Raw genomic sequence first — 18781 nt, forward strand, 5'->3', positions numbered from 1 at the left:
CCAGTGGTCACTTTGACTGAGCGGATCGTGGGTAGTTTTGCCGTTCAAGGGCGCGCGCGCACCAACCTACGATGACCCGCGACCATCCGGGAACCGCCTCAGCGCGGTCGAATTGCCCGGCCCCGGCGTGGACGATCTGGCGGGAAGGTGCGAACCATGACGACAGGCTCGTCGTACAACGTGCGGCCGGACGCCGTACGTGGAGTGGTCGGCAACGTCGTCGGCATTCTGCTCCAGGCGTACAGCACGGTGGTCGAGTTGGAGCGGCTGACCCTCCCACCGACGTCGTTCGCGAAGCTGGGCTCGCCGGTCGCGTCGGCGAACATCGCGATGCAGGGGCAGGTCGTCGGCACCATGCGGACGCTGCTGCAACTGCTACAGGAGGTCAACGACCTGGTACACCGCAGCGCCAACGACTACGACGAGGCGGACCGGGCGGTCGCCGCCGCGCTGGGCGGGGGATCCACCGGCTCGGGTGCGGCACCCAGCGCCGCCCTCGCCGGCTACGCGATCAACGACAGCGCGGGCGCGGCGGGTGAGCCGGGATCGGTCGGCAACATCCTGGACTACCTGGGCCGCGCGGGGCTCGGTGAGCTTTCGTCGCGGCCCCTGACCGAGGCGACCTTCCGCAACGCGGGGGACTTCGCCGACTGGCTCGACCGCGGCCCGGCCAACCAGGAACGCGTCGGCCTGCTGGCGGTCTACTCGGGCAGCGGGCGGGACGTCTCCGGCCTGGTGCACCCGGGCGACGTGGTGGTCGTGCAGCCCGCCGGCGACGGCGCCCCGGTGATCGGGGTCGCCGGTGCGGGCGGCCAGCTCTACAACCATGGAGCGGTGGGCTCGGCGGCGGAGTCCGGACGCGTCCGGGTCTACCGCCCGATGACGGATGCGACCCCGCTGTGGTGAGCCCTGACGACCTGAAGCCGAGAGAGGTGCGTCGTGTTTGACATCCCCAACTCGGGCGCGATGGACGCCGCCGCCGGCGGTCGTGGGCCCGGTACCGTCGCGCTGCCCACGATCGTGGGTGGCAACCCGCAGGCGATCCTCGCCCACGCCGCGGCGTTGACCGCGCGGGTGACCCGGCTGGTCACTCTCCTGGCCGACCTGGAGCGGGCCCGCGACCAGCTGCGTGAGGTGTGGTCCGCCGACTCGGCGAGCGACTCCGTGGTGCAGAAGCTCAGCAGGTCCTTCGCCAGCTTCCAGCAGATCATCGAGACCGTGTACGCCGGCATCCGGGAACTCGAGGGTGCCGCCGCGCAGTTGACCACCGCGCAGGGGGGCTACCGGGCGGTGGTCAGCGCGGTCAACCCGACGGTGGCCGCGCTGATGTCCAACCCGTACACCCAGGCGGCAGGTCGGGCCCTGGCGGTCAGCACCACCGGAATCCTCAAGGCGTTCCTCACCGGTATCGGTGGCATCCTCACCGCCATCGGGGTGACCAACCTCGGCCAGATCCTGACCGGTCTGGCCACCATCGTCGGCCAGGTCGAGCAGTTGTTCTCGAAGAACAACGGCGGCGGTGCGGCGTCCGCCCCGGCGCTGCCGGCCGGCAGCGCGGGCAACCCCGTGCTCGCGCCGCCACCGATGGCCAGCGTCGCCACCGGCGCGGGCCAGGCGGCCCTGGGCGGCGGCTACGGCATGCCGTCGTTCACCGGCGCGGGCTATCCGGCCGGCGGTTCGATGAGCAGCTACGTCCCGTCGGCGCTCGGCACCGACCAGTGGGTCGCGGTCCAACCCGGTCAGTCCTCGCTTCCCTCCGGTGGCACGCCGGTGACGACCACGCCCACCGGTCCGGTGCAGATCCTGCCGATCCCACCGGCCGCGTCGGATGACGGGCCGCCGTCGTCGGCGCCGTCCGGGCCCTCCGCCGACGGCGACGACGACGTGACGATCACGGCCAGCAAGGGCGACATGACGCTGACCGTCGAGGTGCCGGTGGACACCGGACGCGCGTTCGACATCGAGGTCACCGCCAGCTCCGGTGGGCAGACCGTCAACGCCGACATCAGCGTCGGTGCCGACGGCTCGGTCAAGGTGGACTGACCGGTGACCGGCGTCTCTCCCGTCCTGGTCGGCCACACCGTGAATCTGTCGGGTGCGCTCTCCTGGCTGCTCGACCGGTACGCCACGGTGCTCGCCGAATACCGCCGGCAGATGACCGGCGACCCGGCCGGGCTGCGGACCGTGGCCCACTCCTACCTGACGATCGCCGACCAGGCAGCGGGCGTCTCCGGCGAGCTGGTCCGGCGCCGCAGCGGGCTCGCGGCGCACTGGCACGGCTCGGCGTACGACGCGTTCGGCGCCGCCGCCGGCCGGGTCACCACCGGGCTGGACGGCACCGAGGCGCGGCTGCGCCGGCACGCCGCCGCGCTGGAACGCGCAGCCGGCGGACTGGAGGCCGCCGCCAGCACCGCCGACACGGTCATCGCCCGGTTCCGGGCCAACGCTCAGCTCCTGGTGGCCGCCGCCGGGGCGGTGCCGAGCAGCCAGGTCTCCGCTCTGCTCGGCCACGCCCGTAACGTCGGTGAGCAGGCGTTGAGCGCGATGCGCGGAGTGTGGGACCGGCTCGGTGCGGTGCTGGCGCAGGTCGCCACCGAGCTCGGCGGGCCGCATCCGGTGGGCGCCGCCGGTCCGGCCGCCGCGGCCGGCGCCGACGGACGTCTCGCGGGAGAGACGGCACGGGCCGCGCTCGCCGGAGACGCCTCGCCTGCGCAGTTCCGCCAGAGCATGGCGCAACTCGCCGTGATCACCGACCGGGTACGCACCGGCCAACCACCGTCCGCCGCGGACAAGGCATTCCTGACCTCGTTCTACGGCGCGCTCGGCGACCGGGTATTCGACCTGCCGGGCTACGTCAACGCCACCGAGCACCGCTACCACACCAGTCTGTTCGGCATCTTCGGCGAGACCGCCCCGGGCTTCGCCCCAGCCGACCGGCAGGCGATGTTGCGGACCGTCGGCAACGGCATCCTGACCCTGTCGCAGGACCCGGCCGACCTGCCCGCCGCGATCCGCGATCTCGTGCACACCAGGGCGGCCACCGAGACCAACATCGGCACCAACTCGTTCGGCTTCACCCACGAGGTGCCGTCGACGCCGGGCCGTGCGCCGCTGACCGGGACGCTCGGCGAGACGGTCTACACCAACCGGCTCGACGTGCCCCGCTACGCCCAGTGGGAGGCGTTGTCCCAGCTGACCGGCGCGGCCGACCGGGACGTCGTCGCCGGCGCCGACTATTCCGCCGCGGTGACCCGTCGGGTCGGTGAGATCGCCGAGGTGACCCAGCGACTCGACGACGTCTCCCGGCACAGCCCCGACCAGCCCGGGTACCACGTGTCGACCAACGACGCGGTGCTCTGGGACAAGCCCCGGGTGGATGCGACGTTGACCACGCTGCTCGACGTGTCCACCCGGAACCACGCCGCCGACGCGGCGCTGGCCGGCGACGGCGAGACACTGCGCCGACTGGCCGGCTTCGCGTGGGCGGACGACGGAAGCACCGCGGGCCGGGTCGTCGACTGGATCGGTGCCGCAACGGCCGATCCCGCCGAGCACGACCTGGCCCGCGGTGCCTACGTCAACCTCGCCCAGACGATGACCGACCCGGCGTCGTACCCGCAGACCCTGGCCGCGATGCGGGAGAACCCGCACTTCGCCGAGGCGATCGCCCGGGCCACCGTGCCGAACATGGACCTGTACGCCCAGCCGCTCGACGGACTGGACACCGATCCGGCGGCGCAGCGCCTGGGCAGCACCGACGCCCGACACATGCTGATGCTCGGTCAGGTCACCCAGGACGGCCGCGACGAGATCAGCGTGGCCGCCGACCTGTACCAGGAGTACGTGCTGCGCCAGGCCGACGCCGGCACGATCCCGATGGAACAGGCGGGCCGGTACGCCGGCAACGTCGACGGCCTGACCAACGCCGCAGCCGCCAACGCGATCTGGTACGCCAACGTGCAGGACGCCGAGCAGGCCACCCGTACGGCCCAGGAGGCGTACGCCCGACAGGTGGCGATCGCCAACGCGGTCAAGGACGTGGTCGGGTTCGGTGTCGGCAAGGTGCCGCAGGTCGGCGACTTCGCCGGCTTCGCCTTCGGGCAGGCGGCCGACGCCGTCAGCGGTGCCCTGCAGGCACCCGTCCCGGTGCACCCGCAGAGCCTGCCCACCGACGTGTTCCACCACCCGCAGCTCACCGGCAACGGGACCGTCCACACGGCGGCCGGCGACCTCGCCAGTTCCGAGCTGCGCAACGGCGGATCGGCCCCGACCGTACCGGTCGGGGCGCTGCACGGCGCGGGCGCGGAGGAGGCCGTACGGTGGGCCCGAGCCGACCCGGGCCGGGCCGACTACATGGACGCCTACACCACCGCCGCGCAGTACGTATACCTCGCAAACCTTGCGACCCATACCCGTGAGTCGATCCAATACGACGTGCAGGGACGGCGGCCGTAGCCCGTTGGTGGGCCACGGCGCCGCGAGGTGGCGGTGACACCGGAAGGAAGACGACAGATGGAACCGGCGATCGAGGATCTGCTCGCCCAGGTGCGTGAACAGCAACAGCGGATCGAGGAGATCCAGCGCTCGGTGGCGACGATGCAGCTGACCGGGTACGCCGGCAACGGTGACGTCACCGTGAAGCTCAGGGGCGACGGCCGGTTCACCGAGGTGACCATCGACCCGCAGGTGCTGCGTCGCTACGACGCGGACACCCTCGGTCAACTCGTGCTGGAGGCGGTGAACGACGGCCTGGCCAAGCTGGCGGCGGCGAACGAGGCGAGGTACGCCCCGCTGCTCGGCGAGGCGCAGCAGTGACCACTGCGATCGCCCCTCGACGGGTCACCGTGGTAGCTCCCCACGCCCGTCTCGACGTGTCGTTGCCGATCCAGAGCACGGTGGCGGAGCTGCTTCCGCAACTGGTCCGGCTGCTGGCCACCGACGCCGACCGGGCCGGCGGCATCGGCTGGGAACTGCGTCGCTTCGGTGGGCCGCCGCTGGACGGCGCGGTCACCGTCAGCGGCGCCGGGGTGCGCGACGGCGAGGTGCTCTACCTGGGCACCGTCGACCGCCGGGCCACCCCGATGATCTTCGACGACGTGGTGGACGCCATCGCGAGCGCCGCCGCGGACCGGCCCGGAGTGTGGCGGCCGGCGGCGTCCCGGAAGGTCGGCGGTGCGGTCGCCGCGCTGGCCTTCACCGCAGTGGCGGTCGCGGTCGGCCTGAGCGGGCTGGCCGCGTCGACCGTCGCCCTGCTCGCCGGCACCCTGGCCCTGGCGCTGCTACTCGCCGGCGGAGCGTTGGCACGGGCGTTCGGCGAGCGAGGTCTGGGCGCGGCGGTGGCCGCCGGCGGCGTACCGGCCGCGATGATCGGTGGGCTGGCGGCGATCGGCGGTCCGGGCGCGGCGATGGAGCTGACCCCGAGTCGACTGGCGCTGGCCGGCGCGGCGGTCACCCTCTACACGGCGCTGGCCGCCGTGGTGGTGGCGGAGCAGCGGTTCGTCGCCGCCGCGGTGGCTGCCGCGGTCGGTAGTCTCAGCGCGCTCGCCAACCTGCTCACCGCCTCCTCGCCCGCCTCGGTCGCGGCGGTCACCTGTTGCGTGGTGGTGGTGGCCGGTCCGGCGCTGCCGATGCTCGCTCTTCGGCTCGGCCGGCTGCCGCTGCCCGGGGTGCCAACCGACATAGAGGCGTTCCGCGGGGACGAGCGGCCCACGCTCGGGCCGGAGGTGGTCGCGGACACCGAGGCCGCTGAGCGGATCCTCACCGGTCTGCTCTCCGGCCTGGCGGTCATCGTGGCCGGTTGCGCCGGGATCCTGCTGTGGAGCGGTGGTCGCTGGGCGTGGGCGTTGGCTGGCCTGGCCGGCGTGGGGCTGTTGCTCCGCGCCCGCGCCTACGCCGGCGTCGGCCAGCGGGCCGCCCTGTTGCTGGCCGGTGCCGCGTCGGTGCTCGGCCTGACGGCTCGGGTGAGCCTGGCCGGCGGGCCCGGAACGCGGCTGTTCCTCGCCGGGCTGCTCCTGGTGACCGGAGTGGTCTGCGGGACGTACGCGGTCCGGGCCGCCGCCAAGACACCATCTCCGTACTGGGGCCGGCTGCTCGACGTGGTCGAGTTTCTGGCGCTGGTCAGTCTGGTGCCGGTGGCGGGCGCGGTGCTCGGCATCTACGGCGCGGCACGCGCATGGGGCGGCTAACCCACTGGCAGGCCAGCCAGGGGCAGCGTGGCCCAGGCCGCCTCGGCATGTGCCCCGTCCAGTGGGACCAGGTCCCGGTCCAACCCGGCGGTGGCCTTTCCGACCGCCTCGGCGACCGCCTCCCGGGACGGCCCGGCGGGAACCCCGAGCCGGATCAGCGCCGTGCTGCGGGTACCGCCGCCGCGTTGCCGGTCCCACCGCACCGACACGGCGCTGACCAGCGCCGGTGTGTCGGCGTGCCGGCGAAGCAGCGTGGCCACGTCGCTCAGGCTCCGGGGGGCTCGGCGTGGCCGGAAGCAGACCTGGTGCAGCATGCCCAGCGACCAGTAGTGCCAGGTCTCGGTGCCCGGATCGTCCGCACGCCGTGGATCGACACCGAGTACGGCGGCCCCCGCGTCGCGCAGCTGCCCGCCGTCGAGCGTGGTGACCTGATGCCCACCGGCGCGCAGCTCGTCGGCGAGCCGCAGCGCGGCGATGCCCGCGGCGCGTACCGCACCGATCCCGCCGCCGCCGCGGGCCCGCACCGCCCGGCTGGCCAGCTCGGGGTCGAACCGGATGGCGACCCAGCGCGCCGCGTTGCCGGTGCCGGACGAGGTCCAGTCGACCACCTGCGCGCCGGCCAGCGGCAGATCGGGGTCGCCGTAGCGGGACAGCAGCCGGCGCAGCAGATCGTCGAGGTCACCGTCGGATTCGACGCGCAGCAGCGCGCTCCACGAACGGCCGTCACCGGCCAGCCCGATCCGGTTACCCGCCCGGTCCGCTTCGGTCCGGGTCCGCAGGTTGGGCAGGGCCGGCAGGGCACGCCCGGCGCGGCGCCGGAAGCGGTGCCGGACCACCACCCAGTCGGACAGCCACCGGCCGCGCCAGCGCACCCCGGTGGCGAGCACCACGCCCGCCGCCGCCGCGGTGAGTGTGCCACCGACCACACCGGACGGTCCGCCGGCCGCGACCGCGCTCAGCACCGCGGTCTGCCAGAGCATCAGCCGACCGACGCCGAGCCCGCGCAGTGTGCGCGGTCCCGCCGGCGGCACGGGCAACGGCGACGCAGCCCGCTGCCGTGCGGAATCGCGGGGCGGTGCGGTGGCCGGTGCGGTTGGCGGCATGGCTCGGCTCCCTGGGCTCGATCTTGTCGGCGATCCGTACCTTGTATCCGTAGTTCTAGTGCACCGGGCGTGCAACGCACCATGGCGGGGACGAACTGATGTGGACACAGCGCGACCAAGTGCAGGCGTACCAGTTTCTCCGCCGCCGGCTCGTCTCGGCGTTGCAGGTCGGTGACGCCAATCACCCGGTGTCGCCGAGCCGCCGCCTGGTCATCGGGTGTGCGCTGGGCGCGGCCGTCGCCCTGCTGGTCACCGCCGGCTTCGGTGTGTACGGCTTCCTCCGGCCCGGCGCGAACACCGACTGGCGCAAGCCCGGCCAGGTGGTGCTCGACAAGGACACCGGAGCGGCGTACGTGATGGGCGCCGACGGGTTGCTGCACCCGATGCTCAACTACGCCTCCGCGCGGCTGCTCGCGGGCGGTGACGGCACCGCCACCAGCCGGGTGTCGAGCAAGTCGCTGGCGCAGGCGCCGCGCGGCGTCCCGCTCGGGATTCCCGGCGCGCCGCCGTCGTTGCCGGGCCGGGATCGGCTCCTGACCGGACCCTTCACCGTCTGTGCGCGGTCGGCCGACGGTCGGCCGGCGGGCACCGCGCCGGTCACCACGGCGCTGGCCGGGGTCCCGCCGGTGGGCGGCGAGGTCGACCCGGCAACCGCGTTGCTGGTCGCCGGCCCGGACGGCACCGAGCACGCGGTGGTGGCCGGGCTTCGGCACCGGATCACCGACCCGGCCACCGCGGTTGCCCTCGGCTACGACGCGGTACGCCCGCTGCCGGTCAGCGCGGCCTGGCTGAACGCGGTGGTCGCCGGCCCCGACCTGCGACTGGTCACCGTGGCCGGGGTGGGCGCTGCCGGGCCTCGGGTCGGTGACCGGAGCACTCGGGTCGGCCAGGTACTCGCCGCCACGACCGTCGGTACCGAGCCCCGCTACTACCTGGTCCACGCCGACGGGCTGCTGCCGATCGGGCAGACCGAGGCGGCGCTGGTGCTCGGCAACCCTGCCAACCGGGCGGCCTACCCGGAGGGCGCGGCGCGCGAGATTCCGGTGACGCCGGCCGACGTGGCGCAGTCGCGGCCGGTGGCCGGGAAGGCCACCGACTATCCGGCCCGACTCGCCCCGCCGGCCGAGGTGCCCGAGGAAGGGGCCGCGGTGTGCGCCACGGTCGACGACGATCGGGCGGTGGTCAGGCTGGGCGCCGGCACCGGGGTACCGGCCGGGGCGAAGCCGTTGGCAGCCGGTGGTGGCACGCGAGCCGACGCGGTGTTCGTGCCGGCCGGCCGGGCCGCGGTGGTCCGGGAGCAATCCACACCGCAGGCCGCCCTGGGCACCGTCTTCCTCCTCACCGACCAGGGCGTCCGGTATCCGGTACCGAACGACGACGCGCTGAAGAGGCTCGGATACGGGACGGTTCGACCCACGCCGGTGCCACCGACCGTGCTGGCCCTGTTCCCGGTCGGCCCGGTGCTGGACCCGGCCGCCGCCGGCCGGCCGGTCATGCAGGCTGCCACCACCCCGGTCATCGGCGCGGGTGAGCCCCGGTGACCGGCGTGCCGACGATCGAGGTGTCGGTGGTGGAGGACCACCCCCTCTATCGGGCCGCGCTGGTCCGGGCGCTCGCGGACGCACCGGATGTCCAGGTCAGGGTGACCGCCAGGTCGGTGGAGGAGTTCGCGGCGTACCGGCAGCCCGGCGGTGGGGTGACGATCCTCGATCTACGGCTGCCGGGGGTACGCGACGCGGCGGCGGTGGTCGCGGTCACCGAGATGGGCCACCGGGTGCTGGTGGTGTCCGCGCACGGCGATCAGGCCGACGTGCTCGGGGCGATCGCCGCCGGGGCGCGTGGCTACCTGACCAAGGACGCCGATGCCGACGAGATACTCCGGGCGGTACGGGAGATCGCCGCCGGCAACACCTACGTGTCGCCGACCCTGGCCTCGATCCTGCTGGACTCGTCCCGGGGGCGGCAGCCGCTGCACCGGGTGCCGTTGTCCGACCGGGAACGTCAGGTGCTGTCACTGCTGGCAGCCGGCGAGCGGGACCAGGACATCGCGGAGGCGTTGTCGATCAGCGTCCGTACCGTCCGGTCCCACCTCGACCGGATCCGGGAGAAGACGGGACGTCGTCGGCGGCCGGAGCTGACCCGGCTGGCGATCGAGGAGGGCATTGCCGCGCCCGCACAGAACCGCTGAGCGCACGGTGGGGCACCGTGCCAGTGATCATCCGGTCGTCGAGACCTCTCCGCCGATTCCGGTCTCGTTGCCGTCGCTGTCGTGGAAGACGTACTTCCAGACCGAGTCGTGCCTCTCAACGTCGACCGGCTCCAGGCCCCGCCCGGAGATCCTCGCGATCTCGGCGACCGGGTCGTCGACCCAGATCATGCTGACAGCTCCGCCGGCCCGGTCGGGATCCTGGATGATGTACACGTACCGACCCTCGGCCAACTGCCAGACCGCCTCGATCTCGTTCGGATAGAAGGTCGGTTCAGCACCGAGCAGCCGCTTGTACCATTCCAGGGCGCTGTCATAGTCGCGCACCGGGATGCCCGCGAACACTCCTACCGCCATCTCTGTCTCCTCAGCGATGTCGAGCCCGACCGGTGCCGGGCCCTGAAGGACAGATCGGACCCGGCAGCGAACTTGAGGGGGTCGACCCGATCGCCTTCGGACGGGTCCCGCGCCCAGGTTACTCCTTGTAGTGGCAGTGTGCGCGGTGCTGGCCGGCGCACTCAGCGCATCGCAGTTGCGCACCCTTGGTGGAGGTCGGCGTGCCCGAGTCAATGGCCGCGGGCGATCCACTCGTCCGAGTGCGGGACGTTCGCTATCACGCTTCCCCGCGCCGACCAGCAGACGGAACAGGAGAGGAGTCAGGTCCAGTTCGGTCGGCGGTATCCCGCCCGGTAGCACCGCCGGCCCCACGGGTTCAGCCGTCCAGCCCCGCCTGCCCACCACCCCGGCGCTGTCGGACAGCGGGGCGGTGGGACGCTCAGGCCGGCTCGGTCACACCGCCCGGCTGCGGGGTCAGCCCTGGCGGCGGTTCCAGGGGCCGGTGACGGCGTACGTGATGCCCGGGTTGTAGACGTTGAAGAACATGGTCCGGCCGTCGGCGGAGAACGCCGCTCCGGCCAGCTCGCCGTACTCCGGCTCCCCCACGGTGCCGACGTTGACCCGGTTACGCGCCAGAACGAACACCTCGCCGTCGGCGGTCGTACCGAGGATGTGCTGGTCCCCGATCCCGTCCTCGCACATCATCAGGCCCCCGTACGGCGACATGCAGATGTTGTCCGGGGAGTCGAACTCCGGGTTCTCCGGCGCCGGCGTCGGACGGGTGAAGATGGTCTCCAGCCGCAACCTGTTGGCTCGCGGGTCGTACCGCCAGACCTGGCCGTAGTGGTCGCGGGCCGAGCCCAGCTCACGCCGGGCGAACGACGAGACGAAGTAGGCACAGCCGTCCTTCTCCCCCCACCAGGCGCCCTCGATCTTGTACCCACCCGTGATCGGCTTGCGGTAGTCCTGGGCACGGACCGACTCCGTCGTCGCCAGCGGGTCCGGCACGTCAAGCCACTCGACGCCGGAGAAGGACGTGCCCGCCTCGGTCACCACCGACAGGTCCGGCAGGTCCGGGACGTGCAGAGCCTGCAGCACACCGCCTGCCCGCAGGCTCCCGTGGCCGCCGAGCGGCCGGTTCGGCAGGAAGCGGTAGAAGCTGCCCAGCGGCGCCACGAACGCGTCCTCGGTCTCGTAGACGATGCCGGTGTGCGGGTCGACCGCGACCGCCTCGTGCTGGAACCGGCCCATCGCGGTCAGCGGTGTCGGATCCGTGTTGCGAGCACTGTCGTACGGGTCGACCTCGAAGACGAATCCGTGGTCCTTCGTGTACCCGCGGGTCCCCGCCTTGTCTTCGGTCTCCTCACAGGTCAGCCAGGTGTGCCACGGCGTCCGGCCGCCGGAACAGTTGATGGCCGTGCCGCCCAGGCTGACGTGCTCAGAGACGGCGCGGTTCGCTGCGTCGACGGCGATTGTGCTGGTCCCACCGCCGGCGGCCGGGTCGTACGTACGTTCCGGCGGAGCCACGACCGTGACCTTCGCGGTCGGCGAGCACTCGTGGTTGCGGACCAGGCGGGTACCGCGCGCCTCGCCGGCGAACGCACCCATGCCGTCGAACCGGCTCGGCACGATGCCACCGTCCGGCCGGACGGTGCCTTCGCGCGACAGCACTGTGTAGCGGAAGCCCACCGGCAGGTCGAGCATGCCGGCCGGGTCAGGCACCAGTGGACCGTACCCGATCTCCGGGCCGGACACCCCCAGCGCGGGTGCCGCCGTGAACAGGGCGTCGACCGAACCGACCACGGCCACAGCAAGACCAGCTCCGGCCGAGCGAGACAGGAACTGGCGGCGAGACATAGACACGGACAAGCCTCCTAGACCTCACGGACGGCTGCGGGCCAACCGACCTCGACCCGTACCGCTCGATCCACTACGTCACATCCCGCCTCAGCCGTCAAGATACTGATCGATCTGACGTGCCCAGCGATCAGCAGACTCGGCCTCCGCCTCGTCGACGTCGTCGCCAACGACTCTGACCCCGGCCACCGCCCAAACCGAACGGCATTGGGGCTACTATCCGCTCATGCCCGGTCCCCGTGCCGCATTCCTGTCCGGCGCGACCGCTTTGACGGCGGCCGTTTTCGCCCTCGCGGCCTGCGGCGGCAACGAGCTGCCCGCTGCCTCCGGCGGTGGAACCGCGGCGTCGAGCGCAGCGGCGCAGCCGACAACCTCGGGCACTGTCGGCCCGGCGGCCAGCGATGGGACGAACGCCGCAGTCCCGGAGACGATTTCGTTCACCGGCCGGACGATCGACGGTGGGGTCTTCTCGGGCAGCAGCCTCGCTGGCAAGCCTGTGGTGCTGTGGTTCTGGGCGGCCTGGTGCACCCGCTGCCGTGCGGTTGCCGACGAGGTTGCCGCCGTGCAGCGGGAAAACGTCGGCCGAGTCAACGTGGTCGGCGTGGCCGGGCTCGGCAGCGGCGACGAGGCGATGCGACGGTTTGCGAAGGAAACCGGGATCGAGGGCTTCCCCAACCTGGCCGACGACGGCGGCCAGGTGTGGCGCCGCTTCGAGGTGACCAGTCAGGAACAATACGTGCTACTCGATTCCGCCGGCACCGTCGTGCACTCGGGACCGCTGTCCCAGTCGGACCTGCGCAGGCGGGTCGCTGGGCTGAGCTGACCATGCCGGACACGCCATACGGCCTCGCCGTTGGGGCCGGGCTGCTGGCCGCAGTCAACCCGTGCGGGTTCGCACTGCTACCCGCGTACCTGTCGGTGTTGGTGCTCGGTGACGAGCCGGCAGCCGAGCGGGGCCAGTTCGCACCGATCGGCCGGGCGGTCGCGCTGACCGGCGCGATGACACTTGGGTTCGTCGCGGTGTTCGGCGCGTTCGGGCTGCTCGCCGCCCCCGTGGCGGACACGGTCGCCCGTCACCTGCCCTGGGCATCGATACTGATCGGTCTCGCTCTGGTGGCGGCCGGCTGCTGGCTACTGGCCGGACGCCAGTTGCCTACCTTTACCCCGAAGGTGGCGACCGGACCGGCGGTCCGCCGACGGTTCGGCTCGATGGTGCTGTTCGGCATGGCCTACGCGATCGCCTCGCTCGGCTGCACCATCGGCCCTTTCCTGGCCATCGTGGCCGCCGGCTTCCGTGCCGGGTCGGCGCTGTCGGGCATCGGCCTCTTCGTGGCGTACGCGATGGGCATGGGACTCGCGGTAGGGGCCGCTGCACTGGCCGTCGCGTTGGCCCGCGATTCACTGGTGCGCCGCACCCGCCGGGCCGCCCCGCTGCTCGGACGTGCCACCGGCCTGCTGCTGATGGTCACCGGTGGATATGTGGCCTGGTACGGCTGGTACGAGGTGCGGGTCTTGACCGGTCGGGGTGACGCGGACGACCCAGTCATCGCCGCGGCCAGCGCCGTTCAGACAGCGCTCAGCGGCTGGCTGGCGGGTCTGGGCCCGTGGACCGTCGCCGCGGCGGCACTGGTGCTGCTTGCCCTGGCCGCCGGCGTGACGCTGACGCGCCGGCACCGAACTCCGACCCGGCAGGGCCGTCGCCCATCCAACTGAGGTGCGGGACGGAGCGCCGGTGACTCGCCCTACCGGAGCGCGGGTTGGCGTCGCCGGGCGGTGTGCCGTAGCGCCGACGCCGAGCGGATCCCCGGCCTCGTCACCCGGCTCGCAGAAGCGAGTCGCGTCGATGCCACCCCGTCCGGGCCACGGCGGTGCTGGAATCACGGGTCGTACGCCGCGGGCCAACACTGGGCGCACTCCGCCGTGAGGGGGAAATCGTTCTCGAGAAGGACGCGAGCAGTTGGTGCTGCCGGACAGCCGACGACCGTCAGGTCGGGGGCGTGAAAAAATCGGCCGCGACGAATCGCTGTGGCTGCAGGTGGATGGAAACCGCCGGCGTTGGTACCGGTACGAAGTCGATGCCTAGACTAGGACCGGCACCACAGCAGCAGTTGGAAGGGGTCCTCCTCGCCGCAGGTGAGCCAGGTGCCGTCTCCGAGCGCCATCGGGTCCTCCGATACGGGTATCGGGTACTCCACCTGGCCGAGCACATCCCCCCGCGTCGTGTCGATCAGCCAGTGCCGCGGTTGTCCGTGTCCCTCGATGGTGCTCGCGATGACCGTGTGCTCGTCGACGAAGCCGCACTGGTAGCCCCAAAAGGGCTCCTCCTCGACATCCGACGGTGCTTGAGGATGCGGGGGAATCTGGTGGTCGGCGACCTCGTGCGTCACCGCGCCGTCGGGAAGACGGTGGATTGCCGGCTGCCTCCCCCAGTGCGCGATCGTGAGGAACCGCGTCCCGCAGGGGCTGACATCGACGAGACAGCGGTCGTCGTCACTGATGCGGGTGACGGTGATTCGAGTGCCGTCCCACCGGCCCCACCGCAGCGGCGAACCGTCCTGGCCCTCGCCGACGCGCAGGCCCATCTGACCGGGGTCGGGGTGAGGGACGTGCTGAGAGCCGGCGGCCCCGGTGTCCGTCGAGGCCCGTCCCAGGATACGACCGTCGCCGGCGTCGAATACGAGCCACTCCTCGTCGAGCGCCGACTCGCCGTCATGCGGCAGCGGGGTGCGTACGTGCGCCCAAACCGTCGAGCCGTCCGCACTGATCCCGCACGAGCCATGGTCGGGATGGCGGTGCCCGTGGTCGATTCCCGCGTACTCCTCGTAGGAGTCGTGCCATGACAAGCAGGACGAGCCCCAGCAGGCGTGCCGCACCCGCCAGCGCAACGCGCCGGCGGCGTCGACCGCGTGCAACGCGTGCTGACCGCTGAAGACCGCCAGGTCGAGGGTCGGGCTCACCGCATCGACTCCGCCCGCCCCGCGCGGCCATGGCGCGGGAAACCGGGCGGCGGGAGCATCCTCACCGGCGACGAGCCGGTCGATGTCGTACGCCAACAGTTCGTCGTCTCGGCGGATCACCACGAGCCGGCGATGCGGCCACCGTTGGACGGCGGGCGTATCCACCGTGCGAGGGGTATCGGGCACGCGAGGGGCGTTCGCCGGCACGCGGAAAGACGCCACAAGGCGAGGGACGAAGAGCACCTGATCATCCTGCCAGGATTCGCCCAATGCCAGGAGGACAGTGACACCTCGTGATCACATTCCGCTGGCCCCCACCGAAAACTCACCGAAACGGCCACCGCACATTTGCACAGCAATTTTCATCGTGCGTAGCGGTCTGCTTCGGCGCGGTGCAGAACGAGGATGGCTTGCACGATCTTGGTGGCTCGGCTTGGGCAGCAGCGCAGCTTGACCAGGATCTTCCAGGTCTTGAGGGTGGCGATCGTGCGTTCGCCACGGTGCGGATCTTCGCGTGCGCCCGGTTCACGGCCGTCTGCCGGCGTGACAGCTTCGGCCGGAAGCGGCGCCGTTTGAACGGCGTGCGCACGCTGCCGCGGGCGCCTTGGTAGCCCTTGTCCGCGAAGGTCATCACGTCAGGCGCCGCCATCGGGATCGGCGCTGCTGGCGGTGGGTGCCGGATGCGGTCGACGAGGTGGTTGTGGGTCCGGCTCGACAACGGAATCGTGGCGGGGTAGGACAGCATGGTGAGGCTCCCGGTCGGGGCTTCGGGTCTTGGTCGACAGCTGTCCTACCTGGAGCTTCGCACCCATCGACCACGGGGTCTGCCACACCCGCCCTGAGCTGCACGATCAGCTTGGAAAAGGCTCGGTGTTTGACAATCCGACCATCGAACCGAGGAGGGGCTCGTGGGCGGGTGTCGGCCTGACGTCGAGGGTCAAGGGCGAAGGTTCAGCGTCCGTGAACCTAGGATGGCGGGGTGATCCGGCTCCGGATGGGTCTGGCTGATGTGGCGAGGATGCGGTTTGCGCTCTCGCCTCTCGCCGAGGTGATCGAGAGCCTGTACCAGTTGTCGTCGGGGCGGGTGTCGCCGCTGCACCAGGGCTGGTTGGAGGCGACGCGGCACGGCCTGCGTGGTGTGGACATGGAGCTGCTGGGCGCGGTGGTGCCTGCGAGCGCGTACGTGGCGGATTTCCTGTTCGTGGCGGCCACCGACGCCGGCACCATCGACGACCAGCTGCGGTTGGTTGCCGAGTCGCCCGCGGCGGAAGTCCGTGCCGACCTGGCGGCGGTGTGGGGTCGGGAGCCGATGCCAGCGCCGGCGCGGGCGTTGGCTGCCGAAGGGGCGGCTGGTGCTCGGCGCTTGGCCGACGCGCTGTGGCGGTACTGGTCGGTGGCGATCGAGCCGCATTGGCGGGAGCTACGCGCGGTGCTGGAGGATGACGTCGCGTATCGGGCTGGCCGGCTGACCGGCGGTGGTGTCGATGCGCTGTTGTCGAGCTTGCACCCGGAGGTCAGCGTGCGGGGCGAGATCCTGCGAATCGACAAACCCCGGCACTCGGTGGACCATGACCTGGCCGGTGACGGGCTCGTGCTGGTGCCGTCGGTGTTCGTGTGGCCGAACCTGATGGTGGACAAGGGCCCCGATCGACCCGCGAGCCTCATCTATGCCTCCCGAGGAGTCGGCACGTTGTGGGGAGGCGACTCCCGAGATGCCGACGACGCGCTGGGTGCGCTGCTGGGTCACAGCCGCGCGGCAATCCTCAGCTGTCTGGCGCTGCCGAAGTCGACCACCGACCTCGCCCGTGAGCTCGGTCAAAGCGCGCCGTCGGTCAGCTTCCACCTGTCGGTGCTGCGCCGCAATGGCTTGGTGACGTCGTGGCGTTCCGGGCGCCGGGTGTTGTACCGGCGCACGCCGCTGGGCAGCGGACTGCTCGGGGCTGGTGGTTCGGGGTTCGAGCGGGGCTATCCGGATCCCGCGTGAGGTACCGACGGCGACGCTGGATTCCAGCACCATCGAATCGTTGGTGACCTCCCCGGAGGCCTGCGACGGTGAGCGGACGCACGCATTCGACGCGCTACGGTGCCCGGTTGAATCGCGACTGGGCGTTCATCACGACCTCCACCGCAAGCGTCGATTGTCGTCGATCATTCGGACCAGGAAGGCAGGAATCGTGCGGAACGAAGACACTTGTGGCTTGACTCGTCGCGGGGCCCTGCGGGCGGCCGTCACGGTCGGCGCCGTCGCAGGCCCGCTCGGGTTGGCGGTAACAAGGACATCGCCGGCGTTTGCCGAGCCCGGGGTGACGTTGCCGGCGGCCACAACGGACGTGACACCGTTCCGGCTGTCGGTGTCGGACGCCACGCTGCGCGATCTGCAGCGGCGGTTGGCGGCGGCCCGGTTGCCGGAGCGGGAAACCGTTCCCGACGGGTCGCAGGGCGTGTCGCTGGAGCGGGTACGCGACCTGGTCGAGCACTGGCAGACGCGGTATGACTGGCGTCAGGTCGAGGCGCGGCTGAACGGGTTCGGCCAGTTCCGCACCCAGATCGACGGGATCGGAATCCACTTTCTGCACGTACGCTCCCGGCACGCCAACGCCGTACCGGTGGTGTTGACCCATGGCTGGCCGGGGTCGGTGGTGGAGTTCCTCGACGTGATCGGGCCGTTGACCGATCCCACGGCGTTCGGCGGAAGCGCCGCGGACGCGTTCCATGTCGTGGTGCCGTCCCTACCGGGCTTCGGATTCTCCGACAAGCCGGCCACGTCCGGGTGGAACATCCAGCGCATTGCGGGAGCCTGGGCCGAGCTCATGTCCCGTCTCGGCTACCGTCGCTGGCTCGCTCAGGGCGGCGACCTGGGCGGCTCCGTGACGCACGAACTCGCCAAGCTCGGGCCAGCCGGACTCGCCGGGATCCACCTCAACTTCTTCCCCGTATTCCAGCCCCCGGTCAGCGACCCGCCCACGGCGCCGGAGCAGGAGGCGCTGGACAAGCTGCAGCGGTTCTTCAACGACGGCGCCGGCTTCATCTACGAGCAGTCCACGCGCCCCCAGACACTGGGGTATGCGTTGACCGACTCCCCGGTGGGGCAGGCGGCGTGGATCTACGAGAAGTTCATGGAGTGGACCGACAGCGACGGCAATCCCGAACGGGTCCTCGGCGTCGACCGGATGCTCGACGACATCATGCTGTACTGGCTGCCCGGCACTGCAGCCTCCTCGGCGCGAATCTACTGGGAGGACGCGCGGGCCGCTGGCACAGCCGACGACTTCAAGGTCCCGGTCGGGTTCACGGTCTTTCCCCGCGAGATCATCCCAACTCCGAGAATCTGGGCCGAACGCGTCTACAAGTCCAAGCTCATCTACTTCAACACGGTCGCCCGTGGTGGCCATTTCGCCGCGTTTGAACAACCAGGAATTCTTACCGAGGAGCTGCGGAGGTTCGCTCGCTTGGTCCGTTGACCCTGTGCCGTGCCACACGTGCAGGCGAACCCGTAGCATCCGCTTCCGTCATGGGCAGGGCGACAGCGCGGGGATTCGGTTTCGTGGACGCGCGCGGCCCGTTCACCGGGCACGCCGTCTGCGACGAGGTCGAGTGGAGCGGCACGTCCTACCCGGTCGGCGAGTCGTACCACCCGAACCGGAACGGACACCTCGGGTACGCGAACATCGTCGAGACCGCGCTGCGTCTCTGACGCGCCTGACGTTCCGCGGCCCGCGGCCGGCCACCCGGCCGCAGGCCGCGCACGTGGCGTCAGGAAATGGTGGGCTCGAGCCCTGGACGGTCGTCGAACAACTGCACCCAGCGCCCGTCGAACCCGCCGTTCGCGGAGGTGTACCAGGCGCCGCGCAGCCACTCGCCGTTCTCGGTCGACCCGGCGATGTCGACCGTCCCGTCATGGTCGAAGAAGTCGTGCTGCCACCAGCACGAAGATCGCCAGAAACTGATGGATCATCCGCCCCGCCTCTCCACAGCCTCCGCCACGGCCCCGGCAAAGTCGTCAGGTGATGCCGAGCAGTGCCAGGAGGCGAGGGCTGTCGCGGGCGTGATGTCGGTTGCCGGCGGCGACGTTGGTGATGCCGGCGGTGCGTAGCACGCCGATGGCGGCGTTGCGTAGGACGGCCATGGCCTCGGGTC

Annotated in this window: 17 protein-coding genes and 1 pseudogene; 12 read left to right on the forward strand and 6 right to left on the reverse strand. The window is 71.5% G+C overall.

Going from position 1 to position 18781, the window contains the following annotated elements; all coding sequences use genetic code 11:
* The first annotated feature begins 156 nt into the window (after positions 1-156).
* The 5 genes from IGA62_RS01340 to eccD are packed head-to-tail and all read left to right on the forward strand — an operon-like array spanning position 157 to position 6185.
* The gene (locus IGA62_RS01340; RefSeq protein WP_198501188.1) at positions 157-906 is read left to right on the forward strand and encodes a WXG100 family type VII secretion target; all 750 of its coding nucleotides are present in this window, start codon (positions 157-159) and stop codon (positions 904-906) included.
* Between the two features lie 33 nt (positions 907-939).
* Positions 940-2043 carry a WXG100 family type VII secretion target gene (locus IGA62_RS01345; RefSeq protein WP_145816952.1) on the forward strand — a complete coding sequence of 368 codons (1104 nt, stop codon included), beginning with the start codon at positions 940-942 and terminating at the stop codon, positions 2041-2043.
* A 3-nt stretch (positions 2044-2046) separates the two neighbouring features.
* Positions 2047-4455 (forward strand): WXG100 family type VII secretion target, encoded by a 2409-nt coding sequence (locus tag IGA62_RS01350; protein ID WP_145816950.1) that lies wholly within the window; start codon positions 2047-2049, stop codon positions 4453-4455.
* A gap of 57 nt (positions 4456-4512) precedes the next feature.
* Positions 4513-4815, forward strand: a complete 303-nt coding sequence (locus tag IGA62_RS01355; RefSeq protein WP_145816948.1) for a YbaB/EbfC family nucleoid-associated protein — start codon at positions 4513-4515, stop codon at positions 4813-4815.
* On the forward strand, positions 4812-6185 hold the full coding sequence (eccD, locus tag IGA62_RS01360; RefSeq protein ID WP_145816946.1) for a type VII secretion integral membrane protein EccD: 1374 nt from the start codon (positions 4812-4814) through the stop codon (positions 6183-6185). The genes IGA62_RS01355 and eccD overlap by 4 nt, the downstream gene beginning before the upstream one ends.
* Here eccD and IGA62_RS01365 read toward each other — a convergent pair.
* Entirely contained in the window at positions 6182-7288 is a 1107-nt protein-coding gene (locus IGA62_RS01365) for a type VII secretion protein EccE (RefSeq protein WP_145816944.1), read from the reverse strand. The genes eccD and IGA62_RS01365 overlap by 4 nt on opposite strands.
* 98 nt (positions 7289-7386) lie before the next feature.
* Between IGA62_RS01365 and eccB the strand changes: the two genes are divergently transcribed.
* Entirely contained in the window at positions 7387-8829 is a 1443-nt protein-coding gene (gene eccB / locus IGA62_RS01370) for a type VII secretion protein EccB (RefSeq protein ID WP_145816941.1), read from the forward strand.
* The gene (locus IGA62_RS01375) at positions 8826-9476 is read left to right on the forward strand and encodes a response regulator transcription factor (RefSeq protein WP_145816939.1); all 651 of its coding nucleotides are present in this window, start codon (positions 8826-8828) and stop codon (positions 9474-9476) included. The genes eccB and IGA62_RS01375 overlap by 4 nt, the downstream gene beginning before the upstream one ends.
* Before the next feature lie 27 nt (positions 9477-9503).
* Here the strand turns inward: IGA62_RS01375 and IGA62_RS01380 are convergent, their stop codons facing one another.
* Together IGA62_RS01380 and IGA62_RS01385 are read right to left on the reverse strand one after the other, a co-directional pair.
* A complete protein-coding gene (locus tag IGA62_RS01380) occupies positions 9504-9851 on the reverse strand; it encodes a VOC family protein (RefSeq protein WP_145816937.1) in 348 nt (115 codons plus the stop codon).
* 453 nt (positions 9852-10304) lie between these two features.
* A complete protein-coding gene (locus IGA62_RS01385; RefSeq protein WP_186500236.1) occupies positions 10305-11687 on the reverse strand; it encodes an alkaline phosphatase PhoX in 1383 nt (460 codons plus the stop codon).
* Positions 11688-11913: 226 nt separating this feature from the next.
* Between IGA62_RS01385 and IGA62_RS01390 the strand changes: the two genes are divergently transcribed.
* Together IGA62_RS01390 and IGA62_RS01395 are read left to right on the forward strand one after the other, a co-directional pair.
* Positions 11914-12510: a redoxin domain-containing protein gene (locus tag IGA62_RS01390; protein WP_145816933.1), complete on the forward strand. Its 597-nt coding sequence runs from the start codon at positions 11914-11916 to the stop codon at positions 12508-12510.
* A 2-nt stretch (positions 12511-12512) separates the two neighbouring features.
* Positions 12513-13400: a cytochrome c biogenesis CcdA family protein gene (locus IGA62_RS01395; protein WP_145816931.1), complete on the forward strand. Its 888-nt coding sequence runs from the start codon at positions 12513-12515 to the stop codon at positions 13398-13400.
* A 371-nt stretch (positions 13401-13771) separates the two neighbouring features.
* Here IGA62_RS01395 and IGA62_RS01400 read toward each other — a convergent pair whose 3' ends face one another.
* Both IGA62_RS01400 and IGA62_RS01405 read right to left on the reverse strand, forming a co-directional pair.
* Entirely contained in the window at positions 13772-14887 is a 1116-nt protein-coding gene (locus IGA62_RS01400; RefSeq protein ID WP_186499779.1) for a hypothetical protein, read from the reverse strand.
* Positions 14888-15006: 119 nt separating this feature from the next.
* Positions 15007-15293 (reverse strand): annotated as a pseudogene (locus tag IGA62_RS01405) (transposase family protein); the annotation flags it as partial.
* Positions 15294-15623: 330 nt separating this feature from the next.
* Here IGA62_RS01405 and IGA62_RS01410 point away from each other — a divergent pair.
* From IGA62_RS01410 to IGA62_RS01420, 3 genes are read left to right on the forward strand one after another with little or no spacing between them, the layout of a single operon-like run.
* Positions 15624-16628, forward strand: a complete 1005-nt coding sequence (locus tag IGA62_RS01410) for an ArsR/SmtB family transcription factor (RefSeq protein WP_145816927.1) — start codon at positions 15624-15626, stop codon at positions 16626-16628.
* Between the two features lie 43 nt (positions 16629-16671).
* Positions 16672-18105, forward strand: a complete 1434-nt coding sequence (locus IGA62_RS01415) for an epoxide hydrolase family protein (RefSeq protein WP_332838458.1) — start codon at positions 16672-16674, stop codon at positions 18103-18105.
* 50 nt (positions 18106-18155) lie between these two features.
* Positions 18156-18338 carry an SGNH/GDSL hydrolase family protein gene (locus IGA62_RS01420; protein WP_186499778.1) on the forward strand — a complete coding sequence of 61 codons (183 nt, stop codon included), beginning with the start codon at positions 18156-18158 and terminating at the stop codon, positions 18336-18338.
* Positions 18339-18644: 306 nt separating this feature from the next.
* Here IGA62_RS01420 and IGA62_RS30525 read toward each other — a convergent pair whose 3' ends face one another.
* Positions 18645-18770 (reverse strand): hypothetical protein, encoded by a 126-nt coding sequence (locus IGA62_RS30525; RefSeq protein WP_269780480.1) that lies wholly within the window; start codon positions 18768-18770, stop codon positions 18645-18647.
* Positions 18771-18781: the final 11 nt, after the last annotated feature.

Source organism: Micromonospora sagamiensis (assembly GCF_014680085.1).
Taxonomy (GTDB): Bacteria; Actinomycetota; Actinomycetes; order Mycobacteriales; family Micromonosporaceae; genus Micromonospora; species Micromonospora inyonensis.